This window comes from Rhodococcus sp. 15-725-2-2b (assembly GCF_002259075.1).
Lineage (GTDB): Bacteria > Actinomycetota > Actinomycetes > Mycobacteriales > Mycobacteriaceae > Rhodococcoides.
This window is the reverse complement of record NZ_NPFL01000023.1, coordinates 91,337-109,105: the sequence shown is the minus strand read 5'-3', so window position 1 is coordinate 109,105 and position 17,769 is coordinate 91,337. Positions and strand designations below refer to the sequence as shown.

22 protein-coding genes and 2 pseudogenes are annotated in these 17,769 nt (G+C 63.8%); 4 read left to right on the top strand and 20 right to left on the bottom strand.

Annotated elements, in window-relative coordinates; all coding sequences use genetic code 11:
• Nucleotides 1–623: 623 nt before the first annotated feature.
• From CH306_RS27405 to CH306_RS27380, 6 genes are all read right to left on the bottom strand, one after another.
• Nucleotides 624–1,004 carry a hypothetical protein gene (locus CH306_RS27405; RefSeq protein ID WP_094648414.1) on the bottom strand — a complete coding sequence of 127 codons (381 nt, stop codon included), beginning with the start codon at nt 1,002–1,004 and terminating at the stop codon, nt 624–626.
• A complete protein-coding gene (locus CH306_RS27400) occupies nt 1,001–1,333 on the bottom strand; it encodes a hypothetical protein (RefSeq protein WP_094648413.1) in 333 nt (110 codons plus the stop codon). Before CH306_RS27400 ends, CH306_RS27405 begins: the two co-directional genes overlap by 4 nt.
• A gap of 126 nt (nt 1,334–1,459) precedes the next feature.
• Nucleotides 1,460–2,398 (bottom strand): hypothetical protein, encoded by a 939-nt coding sequence (locus tag CH306_RS27395; RefSeq protein ID WP_143544397.1) that lies wholly within the window; start codon nt 2,396–2,398, stop codon nt 1,460–1,462.
• 38 nt (nt 2,399–2,436) lie between these two features.
• The gene (locus CH306_RS27390; protein WP_032370866.1) at nt 2,437–3,093 is read right to left on the bottom strand and encodes a DUF6349 family protein; all 657 of its coding nucleotides are present in this window, start codon (nt 3,091–3,093) and stop codon (nt 2,437–2,439) included.
• Nucleotides 3,093–3,368, bottom strand: coding sequence for a hypothetical protein (locus tag CH306_RS27385; RefSeq protein ID WP_032370865.1), 276 nt, complete (start codon nt 3,366–3,368; stop codon nt 3,093–3,095). The genes CH306_RS27390 and CH306_RS27385 overlap by 1 nt, the downstream gene beginning before the upstream one ends.
• 63 nt (nt 3,369–3,431) lie before the next feature.
• Nucleotides 3,432–3,809, bottom strand: coding sequence for a hypothetical protein (locus tag CH306_RS27380; protein WP_094648411.1), 378 nt, complete (start codon nt 3,807–3,809; stop codon nt 3,432–3,434).
• Nucleotides 3,810–3,928: 119 nt separating this feature from the next.
• Here CH306_RS27380 and CH306_RS27375 point away from each other — a divergent pair, with 119 nt between their 5' ends.
• Nucleotides 3,929–4,153, top strand: coding sequence for a helix-turn-helix transcriptional regulator (locus tag CH306_RS27375; RefSeq protein ID WP_032370864.1), 225 nt, complete (start codon nt 3,929–3,931; stop codon nt 4,151–4,153).
• A 131-nt stretch (nt 4,154–4,284) separates the two neighbouring features.
• On the opposite strand, the gene CH306_RS27370 is transcribed toward CH306_RS27375, so the two are convergent.
• The 8 genes from CH306_RS27370 to CH306_RS27335 all read right to left on the bottom strand — a co-directional run bounded on the left by CH306_RS27370 (nt 4,285) and on the right by CH306_RS27335 (nt 9,091).
• Nucleotides 4,285–5,928 (bottom strand): ParB/RepB/Spo0J family partition protein, encoded by a 1,644-nt coding sequence (locus CH306_RS27370; protein WP_094648410.1) that lies wholly within the window; start codon nt 5,926–5,928, stop codon nt 4,285–4,287.
• Nucleotides 5,929–5,988: 60 nt separating this feature from the next.
• On the bottom strand, nt 5,989–6,273 hold the full coding sequence (locus CH306_RS27365; RefSeq protein ID WP_032370862.1) for a hypothetical protein: 285 nt from the start codon (nt 6,271–6,273) through the stop codon (nt 5,989–5,991).
• Between the two features lie 141 nt (nt 6,274–6,414).
• A complete protein-coding gene (locus tag CH306_RS27360; RefSeq protein ID WP_032370861.1) occupies nt 6,415–6,801 on the bottom strand; it encodes a hypothetical protein in 387 nt (128 codons plus the stop codon).
• Between the two features lie 392 nt (nt 6,802–7,193).
• On the bottom strand, nt 7,194–8,045 hold the full coding sequence (locus tag CH306_RS27350) for a hypothetical protein (RefSeq protein WP_052068877.1): 852 nt from the start codon (nt 8,043–8,045) through the stop codon (nt 7,194–7,196).
• Between the two features lie 65 nt (nt 8,046–8,110).
• Nucleotides 8,111–8,311: a hypothetical protein gene (locus tag CH306_RS27345; RefSeq protein WP_094648408.1), complete on the bottom strand. Its 201-nt coding sequence runs from the start codon at nt 8,309–8,311 to the stop codon at nt 8,111–8,113.
• A 2-nt stretch (nt 8,312–8,313) separates the two neighbouring features.
• Nucleotides 8,314–8,466: a hypothetical protein gene (locus tag CH306_RS29310; protein ID WP_155288464.1), complete on the bottom strand. Its 153-nt coding sequence runs from the start codon at nt 8,464–8,466 to the stop codon at nt 8,314–8,316.
• A gap of 41 nt (nt 8,467–8,507) precedes the next feature.
• Complete coding sequence (locus tag CH306_RS27340) at nt 8,508–8,894, bottom strand: hypothetical protein (RefSeq protein WP_032370859.1); 387 nt, start codon at nt 8,892–8,894, stop codon at nt 8,508–8,510.
• Entirely contained in the window at nt 8,891–9,091 is a 201-nt protein-coding gene (locus tag CH306_RS27335) for a type II toxin-antitoxin system HicA family toxin (protein WP_008720157.1), read from the bottom strand. Before CH306_RS27335 ends, CH306_RS27340 begins: the two co-directional genes overlap by 4 nt.
• 196 nt (nt 9,092–9,287) lie before the next feature.
• Here CH306_RS27335 and CH306_RS27330 point away from each other — a divergent pair.
• Nucleotides 9,288–9,660: pseudogene (locus CH306_RS27330) on the top strand (histone-like nucleoid-structuring protein Lsr2).
• A gap of 174 nt (nt 9,661–9,834) precedes the next feature.
• Here the strand turns inward: CH306_RS27330 and CH306_RS27325 are convergent.
• The 4 genes from CH306_RS27325 to CH306_RS27310 all read right to left on the bottom strand — a co-directional run bounded on the left by CH306_RS27325 (nt 9,835) and on the right by CH306_RS27310 (nt 13,731).
• Complete coding sequence (locus CH306_RS27325) at nt 9,835–10,596, bottom strand: DUF4839 domain-containing protein (protein ID WP_094648407.1); 762 nt, start codon at nt 10,594–10,596, stop codon at nt 9,835–9,837.
• A 169-nt stretch (nt 10,597–10,765) separates the two neighbouring features.
• A complete protein-coding gene (locus tag CH306_RS27320; RefSeq protein ID WP_094639408.1) occupies nt 10,766–11,707 on the bottom strand; it encodes a DUF2637 domain-containing protein in 942 nt (313 codons plus the stop codon).
• Nucleotides 11,708–12,165: 458 nt separating this feature from the next.
• Nucleotides 12,166–12,786 (bottom strand): recombinase family protein, encoded by a 621-nt coding sequence (locus CH306_RS27315; RefSeq protein WP_032390479.1) that lies wholly within the window; start codon nt 12,784–12,786, stop codon nt 12,166–12,168.
• A gap of 240 nt (nt 12,787–13,026) precedes the next feature.
• Nucleotides 13,027–13,731, bottom strand: coding sequence for a TetR/AcrR family transcriptional regulator (locus CH306_RS27310; protein WP_032364248.1), 705 nt, complete (start codon nt 13,729–13,731; stop codon nt 13,027–13,029).
• Between the two features lie 203 nt (nt 13,732–13,934).
• Here CH306_RS27310 and CH306_RS27305 point away from each other — a divergent pair, with 203 nt between their 5' ends.
• Entirely contained in the window at nt 13,935–15,410 is a 1,476-nt protein-coding gene (locus CH306_RS27305) for an MFS transporter (protein WP_373453553.1), read from the top strand.
• Nucleotides 15,411–15,426: 16 nt separating this feature from the next.
• On the opposite strand, the gene CH306_RS27300 is transcribed toward CH306_RS27305, so the two are convergent.
• On the bottom strand, nt 15,427–15,981 hold the full coding sequence (locus CH306_RS27300) for a PaaI family thioesterase (RefSeq protein ID WP_024793411.1): 555 nt from the start codon (nt 15,979–15,981) through the stop codon (nt 15,427–15,429).
• A gap of 181 nt (nt 15,982–16,162) precedes the next feature.
• Here CH306_RS27300 and CH306_RS27295 point away from each other — a divergent pair.
• A pseudogene (locus tag CH306_RS27295) lies at nt 16,163–16,670 on the top strand (transposase); the annotation flags it as partial.
• Between the two features lie 31 nt (nt 16,671–16,701).
• Here the strand turns inward: CH306_RS27295 and CH306_RS27290 are convergent.
• Entirely contained in the window at nt 16,702–17,454 is a 753-nt protein-coding gene (locus CH306_RS27290; protein ID WP_094648456.1) for a TetR/AcrR family transcriptional regulator, read from the bottom strand.
• Nucleotides 17,455–17,769: the final 315 nt, after the last annotated feature.

The window sequence follows — 17,769 nt, the reverse complement described above, 5'->3', positions numbered from 1 at the left end:
TGGTCATAATTCGCCTAATTCGTTGCAGTGCAGACGTTTACATAAGCTTCTACCCTGACGTCCTGCAGTGCCGAATTTCGAATTACCAATGTCGGTAAAAGAAAGATGCGCGTGACCAATTCTATTTTCATATGGGGGACGTGCGACCGATTCCGGACGGCTCCGAAAAGCAAATGTGACGGGTAAGCAGAACGCCGCCGGAGCAAGGGTGCTCGACGGCGGCGTTGTGGGATACGGCTGGCGGGGGACTGCGTGGAAGCGATGGAGGCTGACGAGGCTCGTCAGTGGTCGAGTTCGTAGCGTCGGTTGCGGTGCGGGATCGGGGACCAACGCATGCCCAGTGGGCCTCTTACGACTATCTGCTGCCGCAAGTGCACCCAACGGCGTAGGAGCTCTGGCGTGGATTCCCGTAGCGCCCTGAGAGAGAGGTCGTACAGTGCGTCCCTCCATTCCCGGACGTGTTTGTTTCTCGTACCTGCGGGCTCCAGTTCAGACGAGAGATAGGCAAGATCGAGTGGGTGCCCTGGAGCAGGTAGTTGTCGAGCAGGCGGCGGTCTCTGTCGATGAGGTCGGCCAGTTGGATCGGGCTGACTACTTTCGGCTTCTGTTTTGGGCTGGTCATGTCAACGGTCGGACGCGCTCGCTCGGCGTTGATCGCCGATGAATTTGGCCCTGTTCGCGGTGGCGACGATCTCTTTCGTGCCTTTCGAGCCCAGGTCGTTGCCGATACGGACAAGAGCGAACACCAATGCCACTGCAAGAGCGGGAAATAAGAGTTCGATGATGCTGACGTCAGATCCGTCGAAGCCCATCTTGACGTTGTACGCGGCTGCGGCGATCCCGAGGATGCCCACCACAACAGCGGCGAATCTGTTGAGCCCGATCCGAAGCCCGTCCATTGTGTTCGCTGACTCGAAGTAGCGTGCCGCATTCTCTTCGCTGTCGTCGGATAGGAATTCCTGGCGGATCCGGCGGTGGTCGCGGAAGGTGCTGAGGGGGTTCATCGGTTGTTCCTGTCGTCGTCGAGGGCGGCTTGGGTGAAGCTGCGTTTCTGGTCGGCGTCGTGTTCGGCGCGGGTGCTGTTGAACTGCCGTGCGCTCAGGTAGCCGAACAGGATGGATCCTGCGATGAGGGCGGCTTTCCATCCCCAGGCGAGGTCTGGATAGGTGAGGGCGAAGACGCTGGCGGCGACTACGGCGAGGCCGATGAGGGCAAGTGCGTTGCTGTGCAGTGCGGTTCGGGACGGTCTGCGTATGTAGACGGTGCCGAGGGCGTAGGCCCCGGTGACGAGTACGACGAACACGATGAAGGCTGTGGTGTTGACGAGGTTCATAGGTGATTGTCCGTTCTGGCCTCTGCCGTGATCGGCTGTTGTGCCTGTCGTTGTGCCGTTGGTGGGCCATGCTGCCAGGTGGTGCCGACAAATGACTGTCTGTCGGCACCACAGCGGCATGACGAGTCAGCTGGTGAGTTGTTTGCGTGTGGTGGTTTCTATGGCGATCCTGGCGCTGGTGTAGATGCGGTCGGGGATGGTGACGATGCCGGCCGCGAGTTCCTCGACGGTGCGGAGCGCTGTCTCGCGTTCCTGCCCGGTGGCCGAGGTGTCGAGGGCGATACCGAGTGCGCTGCGGATCCGGCGCACGGTTCGTTGGTCCTCGACGCTGGTCACGCGCAGCCCCATGGTGCGGGCGTAGCCGTCGGCTCTGCGCCAGGCGGTACGTGCTTTCTGCGCGGCGACGGCGAAGGCCTGCACGCGCTCTGCGGTGTCGGGGCACTGTTCGGGCCGGACATCGTTCATGGTGGCGAAGGCGTCGATGAAGGCTGCGGTGCGCGGCTCGGTGAGGTCGTCGAGCAGGGGCCTGATGAAGATGGAGTAGGGGTCGGCCAGGTAGGCGGCGTAGGCGTCCGCAACCTCGCTGTAGACGGCGTGGGCGGCGGCGTAGTCGGCTTCGAGTGCCTTCCTGGCGTTGCGTCGGTCGACGACATGGCTGCGGGTCCGAACGCTCAGGTACGCGGCCAGCGCGAGGGCAAGCACCGCTACGACGACCCAGACCAGCGGAGTCCAGTCCATCGGAACGTCGGGGACGACAGTCGGCGGTGCCGGGGCGTCCGCGATCATGGGCTGCTCGGCGGACGGCAGGTCCGTCGCCTCCTCGGCAGACACCGGCAAGAGGACCGCTCGGACTGCGGTGGCGGCGACGGCAACGAAGAGCCCTCCCCCGCACATTTGCGGGGCTGTCCTGGCCTCTCCACCTGTCATACGAGACCGGAAGAGCGTGGCTCCGCCGAAGATCATGCCAGCGATACCGAGCGCGGTGCACCCCCACATGACGTGCGACAGGAACATCACGAAATCGGCGGTAGTGATGGGCGTCGTTTGGGGCAGCGGGTTATTCATCGGTGATGGGCCTTTCCAGCTCGGGTGGGGCAGCAGGGTCACGGTTTGCGGGCGAGGTGTGCGGCTGCGGTGGCGGCGGCGACGTCGTAGCCACCCCACGGCGAGCGGTGCGGGACCGAGCGCAGGCCGATGGTGTTGCCGCGTCGGGTGATGACGGGCCATCCGGTGGAGCGCTCACCGATGAGCTCGATGACCTTCGCTGTCCACACCTGGTCCTTCTGCGACGGTGCGCGTTCGGGGATCACGATCGGGAGGTCGTCGATCCAGCCGGGATGGGCGTGATCGAGGGCGTCGCAGACTGCCTCGGCCTCGTCGGCGCGGTTCTCCCCTTCCCACGGGCAGCCGGTACACGCGCCGCGGTAGACGTCGCCGCCGACGCACTGGCAGGCGGTGTCCCTGCTCGTGTCCGGGCAGCAGCAGTCGAGGTCCGCTGCAATGCAGGTCGGTTGGCAGGTGTCAGTGGCTGCGGTGGGGTCGCAGATTCCCGGACGGAACGCGTGGGAGGCGGCGGTCGAGCCGTGCCGTCCCCAGGTGGTCGCCCAGGTCTCGAACTCGGCGATGCGAGCTGCCACCCCTCGGGTGGGGCTGGCGAACAAGGTCGGGATGCCGTGCCGCTGGACGTGCAGCTCCTGTTCATCGGCTTCGGCGGCGGCGAGCACCTCGAAGATGTCGATCTGGCCTGCAGTCTCGGTCATCACCGCACGCCCAGCTCGGGACGGGTGAGGGACTGCACGGCGAGCGAGAGTCGCACGTCGCTGGCGTCGAGAACGACCGGGTAGGTGCGGCTGTACCAGGCACCGGGTGCGTCGAGGATGGCGGTGATCTCGACGCGGCCTGCGGGCGCGGTGCGGTAGCCGAGAATGTCGACGATCGTTCCGTCGAACTGGCTATCGAGCGAGATCAGTTTCATTCCAACTCCTTTGAGGCGGCGACGCGCGGTCGTGGTGGGCGCGGTGAGGGTGGCGGTCATGAGTACTCCCCAGGTCGGTGGAGAAAAGGTGAGCGACAGCGGTCGCGGGCCGTGCGCAGATGTTCAGGACGGCAAGGTTCGGCAGTCGGCGCATTCCCAGCGCCCGGCGGTCGAGGTGCAGGTCCGCCGCTCTTCACAGAGCCAGCAGATCTGGTTGCGCTTTCGGGTCGAAACCTGCTGCGCCGCAGCCACGGTGGCGGCCTGCGCTCGGTACTGCTCGCGGGTGCTCGCGTCACGGGCAGCGAGGTCGGCGCGGACCTGCTCCGAATCGCGGGCCGGGCCATCGGTGCGCACGTTGAGCATGTCCCCGAAAGCCGTGCGGCAGGACTGGCACACCTCCCCCGGTACGGCGACCGGGAGAGCGCAACCGGGCAACGCGCAGTCATCGAACAGCGTTGACTGCCAATCCCATTGGACCGATTCGGTGCGCGTCGAGGTCATACCCCAACCCTACATCCTCACGCTGTAAGGTTGCAAGGGGTACGCCGAAGCATTTACAGCGTGGGGCTGTAAGGTGCGGGTATGTCGACAATCATGCTCGTGCGGGGATCGGAGGAGCCGTGACCGATGCCGAATTGACCCTCTCGGAGGTTCTGACACTGATCGAGGCCTCGACCGGGAAAGCGATCGCGTCCTCGACGTGGCGGTCATACGTCGCTCGTGGCCAGGCCCCGAAACCTGCCCGCCACCTCTCGCGCACTCCGCTGTATTCACGGGAGGACATCGAGGCGTGGATCGCAGGCCGACCCGGCAGTGGTGCACGAACCGACCTGTACCCACGCTGATCGTCGTTCGACGTTCCCGGTTTACCTCTACGCGCGTCAACATATCTTGACGAACTAGAAGGGCCCCGGCCATCGGGCTGATGGTCGGGGCCTTCTTCCTGTCGTGCTGGTTGCGATGCTCTCGCGGATGGTCAGGCGTCGTCGTCGACGGCGGCGTACGCGGCGTCGACGGTGATGTTGCCGATCGCGGCCTGCTCCACCGGGGTCAGGGTGTGCCCGCTGTCGGCGAGGAATGTCAGGTAGCTGTCGATGCCGACCATGCCTCGGTAGTGCTTGGCGGAGAACCGCCAGTAGTCCTTGGCGTCCTGCGGCCCCGTCAGTCGGGCCTCGAACGCGGTGAGCACACGGGCAAGCAGCAGCACCTCGGCGCGAGCGGGCGTGGCACCGGTGGCCTTTCGGTCTACCTCGCGCAGCGGTGAGCCCATGATCTCGCCGTACCGCTCCGAGCACTTGGATTCGGTGAACACATCACCATGGGTCGCCAGGGCGGTGACCATCCATTTGGTGGCGTTCTTCGGGGCGGTCTTGGCCGCGAGCAGGCCGGTGAGGAATGCGCGTCGGGTTTCGGTGGCGGTCGCTCCGGCACGGTTGAGGGCCTTGACTTTTCGGCGCTCTGCGCGTTCGGTCTCGATGCGTTCGGCTTCGGTGCGCGCGGCTTTGCGCTGCGCCGGGGTCAATCCGTCCTCGGTGTCGTCGCCCTCGGCTGCTGCGGCGGCGATCTTCTCGGGGGCGAGTTCGAGGCCGGCCGCAGTCCGCTGGTCGTGGCGCAGGAAGAATTCGTAGCCCCAGGCGGTCACTTTCTCGACAGTGTTGGCGTGCCGTAGCTCCTCGTACGCTTCGGCTTCGTCGTCGTCCTCGGTGTCGAAGTCGATGTCGTCCTCGTCGACTTCCTCGCGGGTGGTCTTGTCGACCCAGACGGTGCCGGTCTCGTAGACGTGGACGTGCCACAGGTGCGGTGCTTGCTCCGGGGCGTCGGCCGGGACTGCCGCGCCGTCGGCGGTGCGCAGGTCCGCGAGGGTGTACCACTCCCCCTCGCTGGTGGACGGTTCGTCGTGGAGCAGGGTGAAGCCGCGCGCGATGTAGTCGGCTGCGGCGGCAGTGGTCTCGGCGCGTTCGTCGATGCGGCGCTGGAGGGTGGCAAGGCGGTACTCGAAGCCGAATCTGTTGTCGAAGATCTGCTGGATGGCCTCGGTGATCCACGGCTCCTTCTCAGCGGCGGTTTCGAGGTCTGCGAGCAGCGCAGCCCCTTCGAGGGTGAGTTGCCGGTCGTCGAGCTGGCGACGGGCGCGCTCGGATCGTCCTGCTCGACCGGCCTTTTCGACGTACGCCTTGGGGACGTGCAGTGCTGTCGCGACCTTCTGCACGTTCAGGCCCAGGTCGAGCAGGCCCGTGACGGCGGCGGCGCGTTGGCCGGTGGTGAGGTCTTCGCGCTGATCGTTGGATACGACCTGCTCGGTGATGCGTTCGATGCCTGCGGCCTTTTCGTCGTCGGACTGCTCACGCACCATCACCGGTATCGAGGTGAGACCGGCTTCGCGGGCCCCGAGTGTTCTGCGCTGTCCGTCATGGACTACCAGGGTTCCGTCGGTGCGGCGGACCGCCGAGACCGCCTGGAGGACACCGTGAGCGGCGATGGATGCGACGAAATCGGGGTCGGCGGTGATGTCTACGCCGTCGCGGACGTTGGCGGTGATGTCAAGGGCGTGCGGGTCGGCGGCGACGAGGGTGTAGCCGGTCGAGGTCGGTGCCGATTGTGCAGCCATGGTGGTGGTCATGATGGTGGTCTCCCTGGTTAGAGTGCGGCGGTGAGGCGCAGGTGGGGGGTAGTGCGAGGGTCAGCGGTCGGCGGTCTTCGCGACGGGTAGTTCCCAGATTGGGTCTTCTGCACAGGGGTCGCTGACGTCGACCCAGCGCCCGGTGACCGCGTATCCGCGGCGTGCGAGCAGCACCTTCGCCATGTCCGGGGTCCAGTCCATCGGCGCGTGCTCCTCGATGCCGGTCGCGTCGATGTACTCGACCTCGATGCCGCCACGTCGGATGGACACTCCCAGGCCGCGTTCGGGGTGTTCGTCGCCGTATTCGGAGGTGACTGCGGTGAGGTTCTGCTCGGATTCTCCCATGCCCCTAACCTTACAGCGTCAAGCTGTATTGTCAAGTCCTGCAACGACTTTCGACACCCACCCGGATGAGCACCGTCACGTTGCGGGGGTCGAGCGTCGGCACCGCGCACACTCGATTCGCCTACAGCAGGAGCCTGCGACTTACGCCGGGTCGGTGCGGCGGGTGGGGTTCTCGATGCGGGGGCGCAGGTTGTAGGTGTCGTACCACTGCTGTGCGGCTTGTTTGCTCATGCCGAGGATCTCGCCGATCTTCGACCACGGCACGGGCCGCTCCCCGCTGCGGAGGCGTCCGATGATGGCGTAGCGGTCGGCGATCATCGTCGAGGCGAGGAAGGCGTTGATTTCGAGTGCGTCGACATCGGAGACCGCGTCATCCATGCGTCGTTGGGCGTTCGCGGTCCACGTCCCGGAGTCCTTGCGTCCCTGTTCACGCACCATATCGGCCAGGTCGACGTCAACGAGAGCCTCCTTGTACTGGACGTAGAGCTCCGTCAGCTCGGTTGCGGTGAGGGCCTTCTCCGATTCCATATCGTCAAGATATCTTGACGCTCTCTATTTCGTCAAGATATGTTGACGATTGGTCGGGTGTCAGTCGACGGGAGTCGCTGCATCGGCAGGGCACCACTGGCCTTCGAGACGAAGAAAGCCTTTACCGTTACCAATGGGGATGTCGAAGCTCAAACGGCAAAGCCACTGTCCCCGTGATGTTTTCACCCACGCTGACAGCAGACCGGGGACCTTGACGTCCATTGCCAAACCTTCGGAACGGATTTTGAGAGGTGTCCCGTCACGGAAAGAGCCGCCTCCGGACGAACCTGCAACGGTGAGCGCAGCGTTGACCAAGACTCTCCGAGGTGGATCGACGATGCGGCGCGTGGGGGGATCGAAGCTCACTGGCCAGTTCTCGTACAGGTCGGGTGTCATTGGGCGACCGCCAATCGGTGCGGCCCATGGTCGGCGACTGCGTCGGCGGCCGCAGGGGTCCAGCGCAAGCCGTGTTCGCCGAACGTGGGGGCGGTGAGGGTGTAGCGGCCTCTGCGCTGGGTGATTCCGCGTCCGTGGACGGTGGTCTCGAGGGTGATCGAGCGGATGCGGCCCCTGCCTTGCTCGATGCCGCCGTAGCCGACGGGCCGAGAGGAAATCGTCAGATCGAGGCCGGGCATTCGACCGTCCGTGATCGCGAATATCCCTGCGTGAGTTCGGTTTCGGGCCAAGAGGGCACGTGCGCGAGTCGGCGGTACGTCGCGACCGTGGACGGTGCTGATGACCAGATCGATCCCATCGATGCAGATATTGGCAGCGTCGAGAGGGTCTGCTTGGCCGGGATCGATCAGGGCGATCTTCGACAAGTCCCCGCCGTGTTCGTGGACGGCGAGGAGCCCGAACTTGGGTTGACCGATCAGGGCGACGTGGTGGCCGGCCGCGGTGGCGGTGGCGACGAGTCCGACGAGAATCGATCCGGCACCGGTGATCGACAGGGCCGTTCCGCGGGCCAACGCGCCGCGTGGGAGCAGTTCTGAGAGCGGCATGGGTACCGGCAGGGTTTTGAGGGTTCGTGAGCGCACGGGGCCGCTCAGGGCTCGCTCATCGCCGTCGGTCGCGACAGCCTGCGCGTTCGGCTGCGAGGGGGCGAATGCGGGCGAGTCGTCGGAGTCGGCTGGTGCGTGGTCGCGGCGTCCGGGGATCGCGGCCATGCTGCGGCGAAGAGCGGCGAGCTGTGCAGCCTTGTCCAGGCTGGTCAGGTCGGGGATCGTGTCGGCGGTACCGGCCATGAGTGCGACCTTTCGCCGAACGGATCAGTGCCCTCAATCTATGCGAACATACGTTCGATGTCGAACTACCTGCGTACGCCCGTAGCTGGCCCTGGTTCGCGAACCCTGGCGGCGTTCACGAGGTGGTCGAGGGAGAGTTCGGGGTCGGCCGTCAGGTGGCGATGTTCGGCGAGCAGACGCCTGACGTGATCGAGGTCCGCGCGCACAGCCGGGTCGTCGGGGTCGTAGCCCTCGTCGATGATGGCCGCGCGTTCGATAGGGTCCATGCCTAGTTCGACGCAGCGGCGTCGGGCGCGGTTCCCGTGTCGTAGATCAGGTCGTCAGAGCAGTCGTAGCGGCAGGCGCGCTGTCCGCTCGGCAGCGTCACCCATCCAGCCTGTCCGTGATCGGGATTCGGATCGAAACTGCGGTCGCTGGTCATGGCATCAGTATCTCGTCCGCCATGCCTGCACGGTTGAGTGGTCAGCTGTTGACGAGTTGGCTGGCGCGCTGAAACGTCACGCCGAGAAGCGATCCGATATCCCGGACGGGTACCTGAGCGGTAGCGAGCTTCTTCGCGAAGGCCTCGGTGCTGGCTTTGACGCGGGCTTCGTCCTCGACCAGACGTGCTCGCTGTGTCGCGATCTCGGCGATGCGGACCGCGAGATCCTCTCCCCCGGGCTCGAGCTCGATATGCTGCTCGATCTCGACATCGGCAAGTGCGACTCCGGTTTCGAGGGCGATCAGTTCTTTCGCCGCGGTGGGGACATCGTCGATGCGACGAGCCTGGGTGAGGGCGTCAAGTTCCGGGACAGCGATCATCCACCACTTACCGTCTCGGGTCACCGACACCGTGTAGGTCTTGCTCACTGCTGCGCCTCCTTCATGGCTGCGAGGATCTTGCGGTAGACGCCGGGCGAGATCGTCCGGTGCCCATCCGGCACAGTCACTTTGACTGCGCCATCGGCCGAGACCCACGTGCTGTGCGAGCCGACCGTGCGGACCGAGGTGAACCCGGCCGCCTTGAGGGCCTTGACCACTTTCCGCGTGGGCTGCTCGGTAACCATGACGTTAGTCTAGTCGATTGGACACTTTCTAGTCAAGTCGACTAGACGAAATATGGTCGAGTAGCGGTGCTGTGGTCGACACGGAGGAAGTGCCTATTCCATATTTCCTCATCTGGTTCATCTGCCTGCGGGTTCGGTCTGGTTAGGGTGGTTGTCGACAGCAGTATGTTTCTATTCGAGAGAGGCCGCTAGAACCGTGGCGAAAAAAGTATTCACTCAATTGGTCGACGATATCGACGGCTCCGTCATCGACGACGAATCAGGCGAGACGATCGAATTCTCCGTCAACGGCGTCGACTACCTCGTAGATCTGAAGGCGAAGAACGCCAACGAGTTTCATCGGAAGATCGGCTACTACATCGAACACGCGACCCCGTGTCGGCGGGCGTAAGCGTCGACACTCCCCCACCTCCACGCCTCCATCTGCTGCGCCCTCGAACAGCGGGGCCACACGTGATCCGGCTCAGACCAGAGCTGTCCGGCAATGGGCCGCAGACAATGGTTATGAGATCAGCGATCGCGGCCGCATTCCCGCTGCGATCGAAGAAGCGTTCAACGCTGCACACTGACGTAATCGGCCCCGTCGGTCGGTTTTCGCCTCTGCCCTACACCAACCGGCCTCCCGCTTTTCTCACGAAACGACTGCGCGAGATCAAAGCCAGGCCGTGCGTGCGCTTCGGGCATGTGTGCCGGGATCCTGTTCTGCGCAGGCAAGACTCTCTGAGCTTTGGTTCGAGTTCGAGTTAGCGGACGGCAGTGGTAACCGGATCGAGAAGGAACAGGCACTGCTGCTCCACGTAGCGGTCGACCTCCGCCGTGACGCCAAGGTTCGTCCCGACGCCAATAGTGTCTGGCACCGAGCCGACCCAGTTGAGGTCGTAGCTGGTGTTCTCATCACGGAACTGGAAACTTGGCCCGGGCTGCGCGAACGTTTCGCTGAAGTCGCCGGCGTTGATGAGGATGTCGTATCTGGTACTCGCGCCCTCGTGAGGTCCCATCGCGACGATGCTGCCCGGGAACGAGATTGTCTGACCTCGATGAGCCGCAGCGAACGCTGCGATGTCAGGCGAGCAAGTGTCGGTCAATGCGAGCAGGGCCGCGAACTCCGGACTGTTCTCCGACGTGAGAACAACGTCATCAGGCAACGGCGATGGTGTAGGCGTCGCCGTGGCCATCGATTCCGGGGACGGTTGCTCGTTCGGGGCCGCTACCTCACTGGGCGCAGGACTGGCAGTTTCCGCAGGGCCGGTATCTCTTTCGCCGATAATGCCGATGGTGAAGATGACCGCGAGCGCAAGCGCGAACACGCCGCCACCGACAATCAAAAGGCCGCGACGAGACTTGGGTGCCGGGCGTCGGAACGTGATCTCCGTCCGGATCTTCGCGGGTACCTGAGAGACAACCTCCCAGCCTTCACTTTCCCACTTTTCGATGGTCCGCGACTCCATGCCGCGAACCGCGCGGACCGTCTTAGTCTCATAAGTGATTTCGGTGTCCGTTGTCATGCGTCAGCTCCAAGATCTTCGCCGGAACGTCACCGGACTCGCGAGGACCCTACCGAACGACAACGCTGAAGTGACCGGCGGCACTGAGGACTCGGTGCAACCGTGTCGAGTGGAATAGGTCTCAGCTTCGCCAGCAGAAGTGTGCGCGTCGCAGTGGCTCGATTCTCGGTCAGCGACTTGAACCTACGAAGTCACGACCGGTGTCCATCGGGGCGTACTCGTCGTCGACTCGGTCGTCCGTGCCCGCTTCATCGATGCCTGGGCTCTGGTCTTGGCCGGGGTCGGTGGTGTGCGTGTGGTTGGCTGCGAGGGGGGTTGCGGTGCTGCGTTCGCTGGCGATGTTCTGCTGGACCTGTGTCCAGGTCTTGATGTGTCGAGAGACGGTCGAGGTGTGCAGCTCGAGGTGGCGGGCGATGTCACTCAACGACCAGTCGGGGTGCGCGAGGTAGAGGTCGACGCTGGTCCACACGGCGGGCTTGAGCAGGCCGTTATCGAGGTCCTCGTCTATCCCGGCGAGCGCCGATCCTGCTGTTGCGCTGTACTGTTCGCTCTCCACGCGATCGATTGGGTATTCGATGCGAACTGTCTCGGTGGCCGTATCGAAGGATTGGGGGGTCTCGATCGTGGTTGCGGCACGGCGGCGGGGTGCGCGGAGCACGACAGCGACGATCTCGCTCATCGTGAGGACCATCGCGGGCGCTAATGCTGCTATTGCCGCTGCGACGGCGGCGTTGAGGACGGTTGCGGTCAGGACGGCGTGATAGGCGTTGCCTGCGATGGACAGGATCGCCGAGACGGTCAGCACTGCCACGACGAGTCGCCGGCCTCTTTTGGTGGCGGCGTCGGTGTGTTGAGAGAGGGCGATCCGGATGACGGCGGCGGCGAGGATCGGGCCGTCGAGAGCGACGGGGATGACCCAGGCATCGGCCGGGTGGATGCCGGCCATGACGGCGAGGTCGAGCAGGGTGGAGAAGGAGAGCTTGAAGGATGCTGCGCCGACGACGATGGCGATGGCCAGGCCGGTGATCAGGGCACCGGTCAGGACGCGGGGGTGGATGTCGAGGGTGTCCTCGCTGGTGGGGTCGTGGTCGGGGGTATTAGCGTTGTTCATTGATCGCAGGTCCGTTCTGTGATCGACCGGCCCCGGCGGTGTTGGAGCACTGTCGGGGCCTTCGCGGTCGGATGATGTAATTCGGTGTGGCCACAGGTGCGCGAGGAGATCGCAGATCTCTGCGCTTCTGTTGCGCGGTCGGGGAAATGGACGTCGCGGCCGAAGTCACTGCATTACAACCGCTTCGGCGGGTGGGGTCTACCGCCTGGGCCGAGCAGGGCCAGCAGCCTTGGCATCGGCGGCGGTCCAGCCGTGCACGCCGGCTGGGCGGCACTCGTCGTGATAGACCGGATCGGCCGGCACCGAATTCGCTGGAGTCTCGGAGTGCCACTGGTCGCACCAGGCGCACTGTGCGACCACCCGTTCGGCGGTCATGAAGTCGCCTCGGCGGCAAGGCCGAACTGAGCGCCACCGGTCGTGTCGGTGGTGTGGCGATTGGCGTGGGTGCTCATTGTGTGTCAGCTCCTGGCGGTTGTGGCGCGGGGTGTGGGTGCTCCGTCGCGTTGCTCGCGGGCCCGAATGAGGGCTGCGTAGACGGCTGATCGGCTCAGGCCGTACAGCTCCATGAGTTTCACGGCACCGAACTCGCCGGATTCGTAGTCCTTGAGGATACGTTCGTGTTGCAGTGCAGTGAGTTTGGGCTTGCGTCCGGTCATCCGGCCCTGCTCTTTGGCGATCGCGACGCCCTCACGGGTGCGTGCGCGAGTCAGGTCGGCCTCGAACTCGGCCATCGCGCCGAGAACAGTGAAGAACATCTTGCTCGACGGATCACCTGGACTGTAGACCTGGCCACCGTAGATCAACCGTGCACCTTTGGCATCGAGCTCGGTGACGATCGCATTGAGGTCGGTCACCGACCGACCGAGTCTGTCGAGCTTGGTGACCACCAAAGTGTCCCCCTCCCCCACTGCCGCGAGAGCTTCGGTGAGACCGGGCCGCTCGCGATTGCGCCCGGTGTATCCGCGGTCGGTGTAGATGTTGCCGGTGTCGACGCCCATCTTGCGAAGGGCTGTGCGCTGCGCTCGTAGATCCTGTCCTCGTGTGGAGCATCGGGCGTACCCGATCAGGTTTTCGTCCACCTGAAGCCCTTCGTCTCGGAATCTGCGATCAAACTGGGATTACTTGCAACACTATCTATCAAGACACCGACAAGCTGGTCCGAGCGTCGACCGATTTGTCAGTTTCAGAAGACGGCTGCACGATGTCAGAAGTGCACTGCAGTGCAACTCCGAGTTCTCGAGCACACGTCCGGCCTTATCCAGTGAGCGCTGCGATCCCTGACTGGATAGCGCATTGATGGTGAAATTTCCCATCAAGTTTTACTGGCCGTCGGTGAGCTGCGGGTCTAGCGCCGCGGCCGGCCATGGACGGCTGTTGTCGCGCGAAGTGCTCGATCGGACACTTGCGGCATGGGCGGCGAGAAAGTTGTCGACGATTTGGATGCAGTCGTCGGCGTGGATGTGGCGCAGTCCTGTGAGGCGAGCGAACACTATCGGTCCGAGGAGCTGAATGAGGGCGAAGGTGGTGTCGATCTCGCCGAGCACAGCGCGAGCGTCAGGCGCCGTCAGGATCTGATCCAGGGACCTGCGGTATTGCTCTATGACACGGGCCCGAAGCGAGACCACCGCGCCAGGATCGAGATCGCGCCGGCTGGCGTCGCCGCTGTTGACGGGCCCCATTGCCAGCCAGGCCAGCGTGGTCATCTGCACCGGAGCTTGGTCGATGAGGTCGGCTTGGGTGGTGAGCAACGAAATCAGACGTTCACGTAGCGGACCGGTATCGATATCGGTGTCGACTGGGGGTAATAGTCGCTCGAAGGTTGCAGCGAGCAGGTCAGTGGTACTTCCGAAATGTCGGTACAGAGTGGCACGTGCAACCTTCGACATGCGGGTGACCGCCTCCACGGTGACCGCCTCCACACCGCCGGTGGACAGCAGCTGACCGGCCGCTTCGAGTAACCGGTTACGTGAGCGCGCCAGCCGGGGGTCGGCCGAGCCCTCGGTTGCAACGAGAGGGTCGACCATGAACGGGCTCCGCTCCATTTGACTGACAAGACATGTCCTCGATTGATCATTCTGTCACACCCGCTGAGTTGTGATACTAATAGTCTCGTACCGAGACGATCAGTCTCGAACTGAGAGGCTGGCCGTTGAACGAACGTAGATCCGACTCTGCCAGCGTCGCTCGATGGAGCGGTGCCCAGTGGTGGATGTTGATTGTGTCGTGCATGGCAGTCGCGTTGGTGGTGGCCGCAATGGCGGCATTGTATTCAGCGTTGCCACAGATCGCGGTCGCGACAGGGGCGACGCAAGCCCAACTGACCTGGATAGTCGACGGTTACACGTTGGTATTGGCGTGCTTCGTGCTGCCTGCCGGTGCGATCGGTGACCGGTACGGTCGCCGGGGGGTGCTCGTGGCGGGGTTGGCGTTGTTCGCTTTCGCGTCGGCATTGCCCTTGTTTCTCGCCGACCCGGCGTGGCTGATCGCTGCTCGCGCGTTGGCTGGGGCGGGTGCGGCGCTGGTCATGCCCTCGACGCTGTCGATACTGACCGCGGGATTTCCACCGTCGCATCGCGGTCGCGCTGTAGGTGTGTGGGCCGGGGTTGCTGGATCCGGGGCGGTCCTGGGCATCCTCGGAGCTGGTGTGCTACTCGAGCAGTGGTCGTGGACCTCGGTGTTCGTCGGGTTGACCGTCGCCGGAACAGTCCTGGCCGGGTTGGCATGCAGTATCGCGGAGTCCCGCCAGCAGGAGCATCCACCGGTCGATTGGGTGGGCGCTGTGACCGTAGTTGTCGCAGTCGGGGCGATCGTCTTCGCTGTGATCGAGGTTCCGGCCCGTGGCTGGTCGGATTCGCTCGTCGCCGTCAGCACTGCGGTGGGCTTGTTCGCGGTTGTGGTGTTCGTCGTCGTAGAACTACGTTCCTCGGCACCGCTACTCGATGTCCGGTTGTTCGCCCGCCGTGGTTTCGGTGCCGGCGCGCTGTCTGTCTGTATCCAATTTTTGGTGACCTTCGGGGTGTTCTTGCTGTTGGTGCAGTATCTGCAGTTGATTCTCGGTTATGGACCGCTCACCGCCGCGTTGGCGTTGACCCCTATGGTCGTGCCGCTCATCGTGATCTCGGTGATTGCACCCTGGCTGTCGAACATTGTTGGGCTGCGGGTGATGACCACTGTAGGTCTGCTCACCATCGCGGCGGGACTGGTGATGGTGAGCAGACTGACCGTCGCGGCGACCTACCCTGACCTGCTGTGGCCCTTGCTCATCATGAGCGCAGGTTTGGGGTTGTGTACCGCCCCTGCGACTTTCGCCATCGTCTCGGACACTCCTGAGGCCAAGCACGGGGTGGCTGCCGCGGTCAACGACGCAGCTCGCGAAATCGGTGCCGCGATTGGGATTGCGGTAGCCGGTAGCGTGCTCGCGGCCGGTTACGTTCAGCACATTCAGCCGGCTCTGCCCCAGCTACCCGAGCCTGCCCGTGGTCCGGTGGCCGATTCTCTGGCCGCCGCGTTGCAGGTCGCCGACCGCGCAGGACCAGCTGGTCAGCCGCTGGCCGAGTTCGCCAGAGCCGCATTCGTACACGGAAGTGGTCAGGCGACGCTGTCGTTGGCGGCCCTGACCGCCGCTGGGGCACTCGTCCTCGCCGTCTTTGCGCCAGGTAGACGCAGCCGTACGACAGCCACCGCGGGTGATGGACGTCGGTGAAGGTCGGCCAGGGTGTCTATTGTTCGGTGTGATTCGTGTCTGTGGCCCGGAGTTGGGCTCGGGCTTGGGACTGCATGAAGTGTTCGACCTCGACCACCACGAACAGGGCAGTAGCGGTGGCTACGGAGCTGCCCTGCGCATCGTCCATCGTGGCCGTGAGATCCAGTTTGCGCCCATCACGAGACCGAACGGCAGCACGCAACACGTAGGGAGTGCCGAGCAGAACCGGCGCTAGGTAGTCGAGCTCGAGACGCCGCGTCACGGCGAGCTCACCCACTGTGTAGAGCAGGAAGCCGAACAGATCGTCGAGAACGGTCGCCACCGCGCCGCCGTGTGCTATCCCGGGTGCCCCGACATGACGTTGATCGAACACGTGGTGAGCCACCACGCCGTTCTCGTCACGCTGGACCGACAGGGCGTGGCCGTGCGGATTCTCCGGCCCACAACCAAGACAGTCGGGGTGGTGGGGCGGCAGATCAGGCGAATCGAAACTCGTGCTCCAGAACGAGCGCGCCCAGTTCTCGACAGCGGGGCCGGCCGACCCGCTGACCTCGTCCGGAATTCTCTTCATGGTCGGACCTCTCTGTCGTGAAAAAAATTGTGCCGAGTCTGTCGCGTCTTCGCGCGCTCGGCCTGCACCGCTGTCAGTTTCAAAAGAACAAACTGCACTATGTCAGAATTCAACTGCACTAAAGGATCGACCAAGCCGACATAGCTTAAAGAGAGAAGTGATCTGCCGCGAGGATTTCGGCGCACTCTTGGCGCTGATCGCGGAGTTGAACCGTCAGATCGGCGACCTCGAAGCCGAACTGACCCGCCATTTTGAAACACACCCGGACGCGGACACGCAACGCCGCCATCTACCTCTCCCCGCCAGGAATCGGTGTCATCCTCGCCGCCCGTGGCTCGGTGAATTCAGCGACGACGTCGACCGCTACACCAACGCCAAGTCTCGCAAGAATTACTCCGGTACGTCACCCCTGACAGTTGCGTCGGGCAAGAAGCGGGCCGTACTGGCTCGACATATCCGCAACCGGCGGCTCTACGATGCCATCGACCGGTGGGCGTTCTGCGCCCTCAGCCAGAGTCCGGCCGCTCGCGCGTTCTACGACCAACACCGTGCTACCGGAGACCCAAGCGCTCCGCGCACTCGCCAACAGACTTGTCGGGCTCCTGCACGGGTGCGTACGCCACTGCACCGAATACGACGAACACACCGCTTGGGCACACCGCACCGCGCAACAACCCGACGCAGCTTGACCAGTTACACTTCTGGGATATCTAGGGTGATTCAGTCCATTTTGTGGCGGGAGGCGAAACCGGGATGGCTGAATGGCAGACTGCGTGAGAAGGCCACGCCTACGGTTGCGGCCGCGCCGTCGATGATTCCCCACGTCGTCTCTGATAGGTGTGCGACGAAGAACGTATCATCCACCCCTTGCTCACGACCGTTGTCGATCCACCACTGAGTCGCAGATAGACCAGAACCCAGAATGGACGCCACGGCCAAGGGAATGACCGAAGTATCTGCGTGAACACGCTGAAGACTTTCAGTGAACCGATCGGCGACGACCTCCATCACCGACCTCAGTTCGTCAGCAACTCCGCCATTTCCCGATCCGGAGTACTGAAACAAGTGATTCGCCATAAGGAATCTGACGACCGTGGGATACCGCCCGACGATCGTGACGTAGCTCTGGACGGACGAGCGAACCATATCGTCAACCGAAAGATAATCTTGGTCGGCGAGAATAGTGACTTTCGCCGAATCCCACATCAACGCACCGAGTTTCGCCGCCACCGCCGCGTTCAAGCCCGCTTTGTCGCCAAAGTAGCGATACAGCTTTGGTTTAGATACACGGGCCTCCGCAGCGATGTCGTCCATGCTGACGCCTGCACCATACCGTTCGATGATCCGTATGGTCGCGTCGACCAGCTGCGCGCGTACCTCGACTCTATGCTCATCCCAGCGGGTGCTACGGGCATCGGCCACTCGACGCTGCACCTGAGATGGAGTAAATGAAACGCGGCGGACGAATGACATTATGGGGTTAACAATACCCGGAAGGGTCCTCTCAAGCGAGTCGGGCTGGAGAGCCGTTCGCTGAAACCACTCGGTTCGCTCGCAGCGGTTCGGCACCCTCCCTCAAGCAGCCGATCGTCCGCCGGATCGCACCGTGTCGATCACATACACCGGCGGCACGACCGGAAAGCCGAAGGGAGCCATCGGCAGGCTTCGGCAATGTTCACGATGACGCAGATTCAACTCTCCGGAGTGAGAATGGCCGGGTACCCCAAATTCTCGTTGTGCACCCCGCTGTTGCGGGGCTGCGTTCTTCGTACCGACCCTGACGAAAGA

What these genes read in the sequence shown, in the direction of transcription:
- CH306_RS27380 (WP_094648411.1), bottom strand. Translation starts at nt 3,809, where the DNA reads ATGACCTCGACGCGCACCGAATCGGTCCAATGGGATTGGCAGTCAACG.
- CH306_RS27305 (WP_373453553.1), top strand. Translation starts at nt 13,935, where the DNA reads ATGGCAGTCGCGTTGGTGGTGGCCGCAATGGCGGCATTGTATTCAGCG.
- CH306_RS27365 (WP_032370862.1), bottom strand. Translation starts at nt 6,273, where the DNA reads ATGGGAGAATCCGAGCAGAACCTCACCGCAGTCACCTCCGAATACGGC.
- CH306_RS27395 (WP_143544397.1), bottom strand. Translation starts at nt 2,398, where the DNA reads ATGAATAACCCGCTGCCCCAAACGACGCCCATCACTACCGCCGATTTC.
- CH306_RS27385 (WP_032370865.1), bottom strand. Translation starts at nt 3,368, where the DNA reads ATGACCGCCACCCTCACCGCGCCCACCACGACCGCGCGTCGCCGCCTC.
- CH306_RS27335 (WP_008720157.1), bottom strand. Translation starts at nt 9,091, where the DNA reads ATGGTTACCGAGCAGCCCACGCGGAAAGTGGTCAAGGCCCTCAAGGCG.
- CH306_RS27350 (WP_052068877.1), bottom strand. Translation starts at nt 8,045, where the DNA reads ATGGCCGGTACCGCCGACACGATCCCCGACCTGACCAGCCTGGACAAG.
- CH306_RS27405 (WP_094648414.1), bottom strand. Translation starts at nt 1,004, where the DNA reads ATGAACCCCCTCAGCACCTTCCGCGACCACCGCCGGATCCGCCAGGAA.
- CH306_RS27370 (WP_094648410.1), bottom strand. Translation starts at nt 5,928, where the DNA reads ATGACCACCACCATGGCTGCACAATCGGCACCGACCTCGACCGGCTAC.
- CH306_RS27360 (WP_032370861.1), bottom strand. Translation starts at nt 6,801, where the DNA reads ATGGAATCGGAGAAGGCCCTCACCGCAACCGAGCTGACGGAGCTCTAC.
- CH306_RS27300 (WP_024793411.1), bottom strand. Translation starts at nt 15,981, where the DNA reads ATGAAGAGAATTCCGGACGAGGTCAGCGGGTCGGCCGGCCCCGCTGTC.
- CH306_RS27390 (WP_032370866.1), bottom strand. Translation starts at nt 3,093, where the DNA reads ATGACCGAGACTGCAGGCCAGATCGACATCTTCGAGGTGCTCGCCGCC.
- CH306_RS27320 (WP_094639408.1), bottom strand. Translation starts at nt 11,707, where the DNA reads ATGAACAACGCTAATACCCCCGACCACGACCCCACCAGCGAGGACACC.
- CH306_RS27310 (WP_032364248.1), bottom strand. Translation starts at nt 13,731, where the DNA reads ATGGTCGACCCTCTCGTTGCAACCGAGGGCTCGGCCGACCCCCGGCTG.
- CH306_RS27325 (WP_094648407.1), bottom strand. Translation starts at nt 10,596, where the DNA reads ATGACAACGGACACCGAAATCACTTATGAGACTAAGACGGTCCGCGCG.
- CH306_RS27290 (WP_094648456.1), bottom strand. Translation starts at nt 17,454, where the DNA reads ATGTCATTCGTCCGCCGCGTTTCATTTACTCCATCTCAGGTGCAGCGT.
- CH306_RS27345 (WP_094648408.1), bottom strand. Translation starts at nt 8,311, where the DNA reads ATGGACCCTATCGAACGCGCGGCCATCATCGACGAGGGCTACGACCCC.
- CH306_RS29310 (WP_155288464.1), bottom strand. Translation starts at nt 8,466, where the DNA reads ATGACCAGCGACCGCAGTTTCGATCCGAATCCCGATCACGGACAGGCT.
- CH306_RS27400 (WP_094648413.1), bottom strand. Translation starts at nt 1,333, where the DNA reads ATGAACCTCGTCAACACCACAGCCTTCATCGTGTTCGTCGTACTCGTC.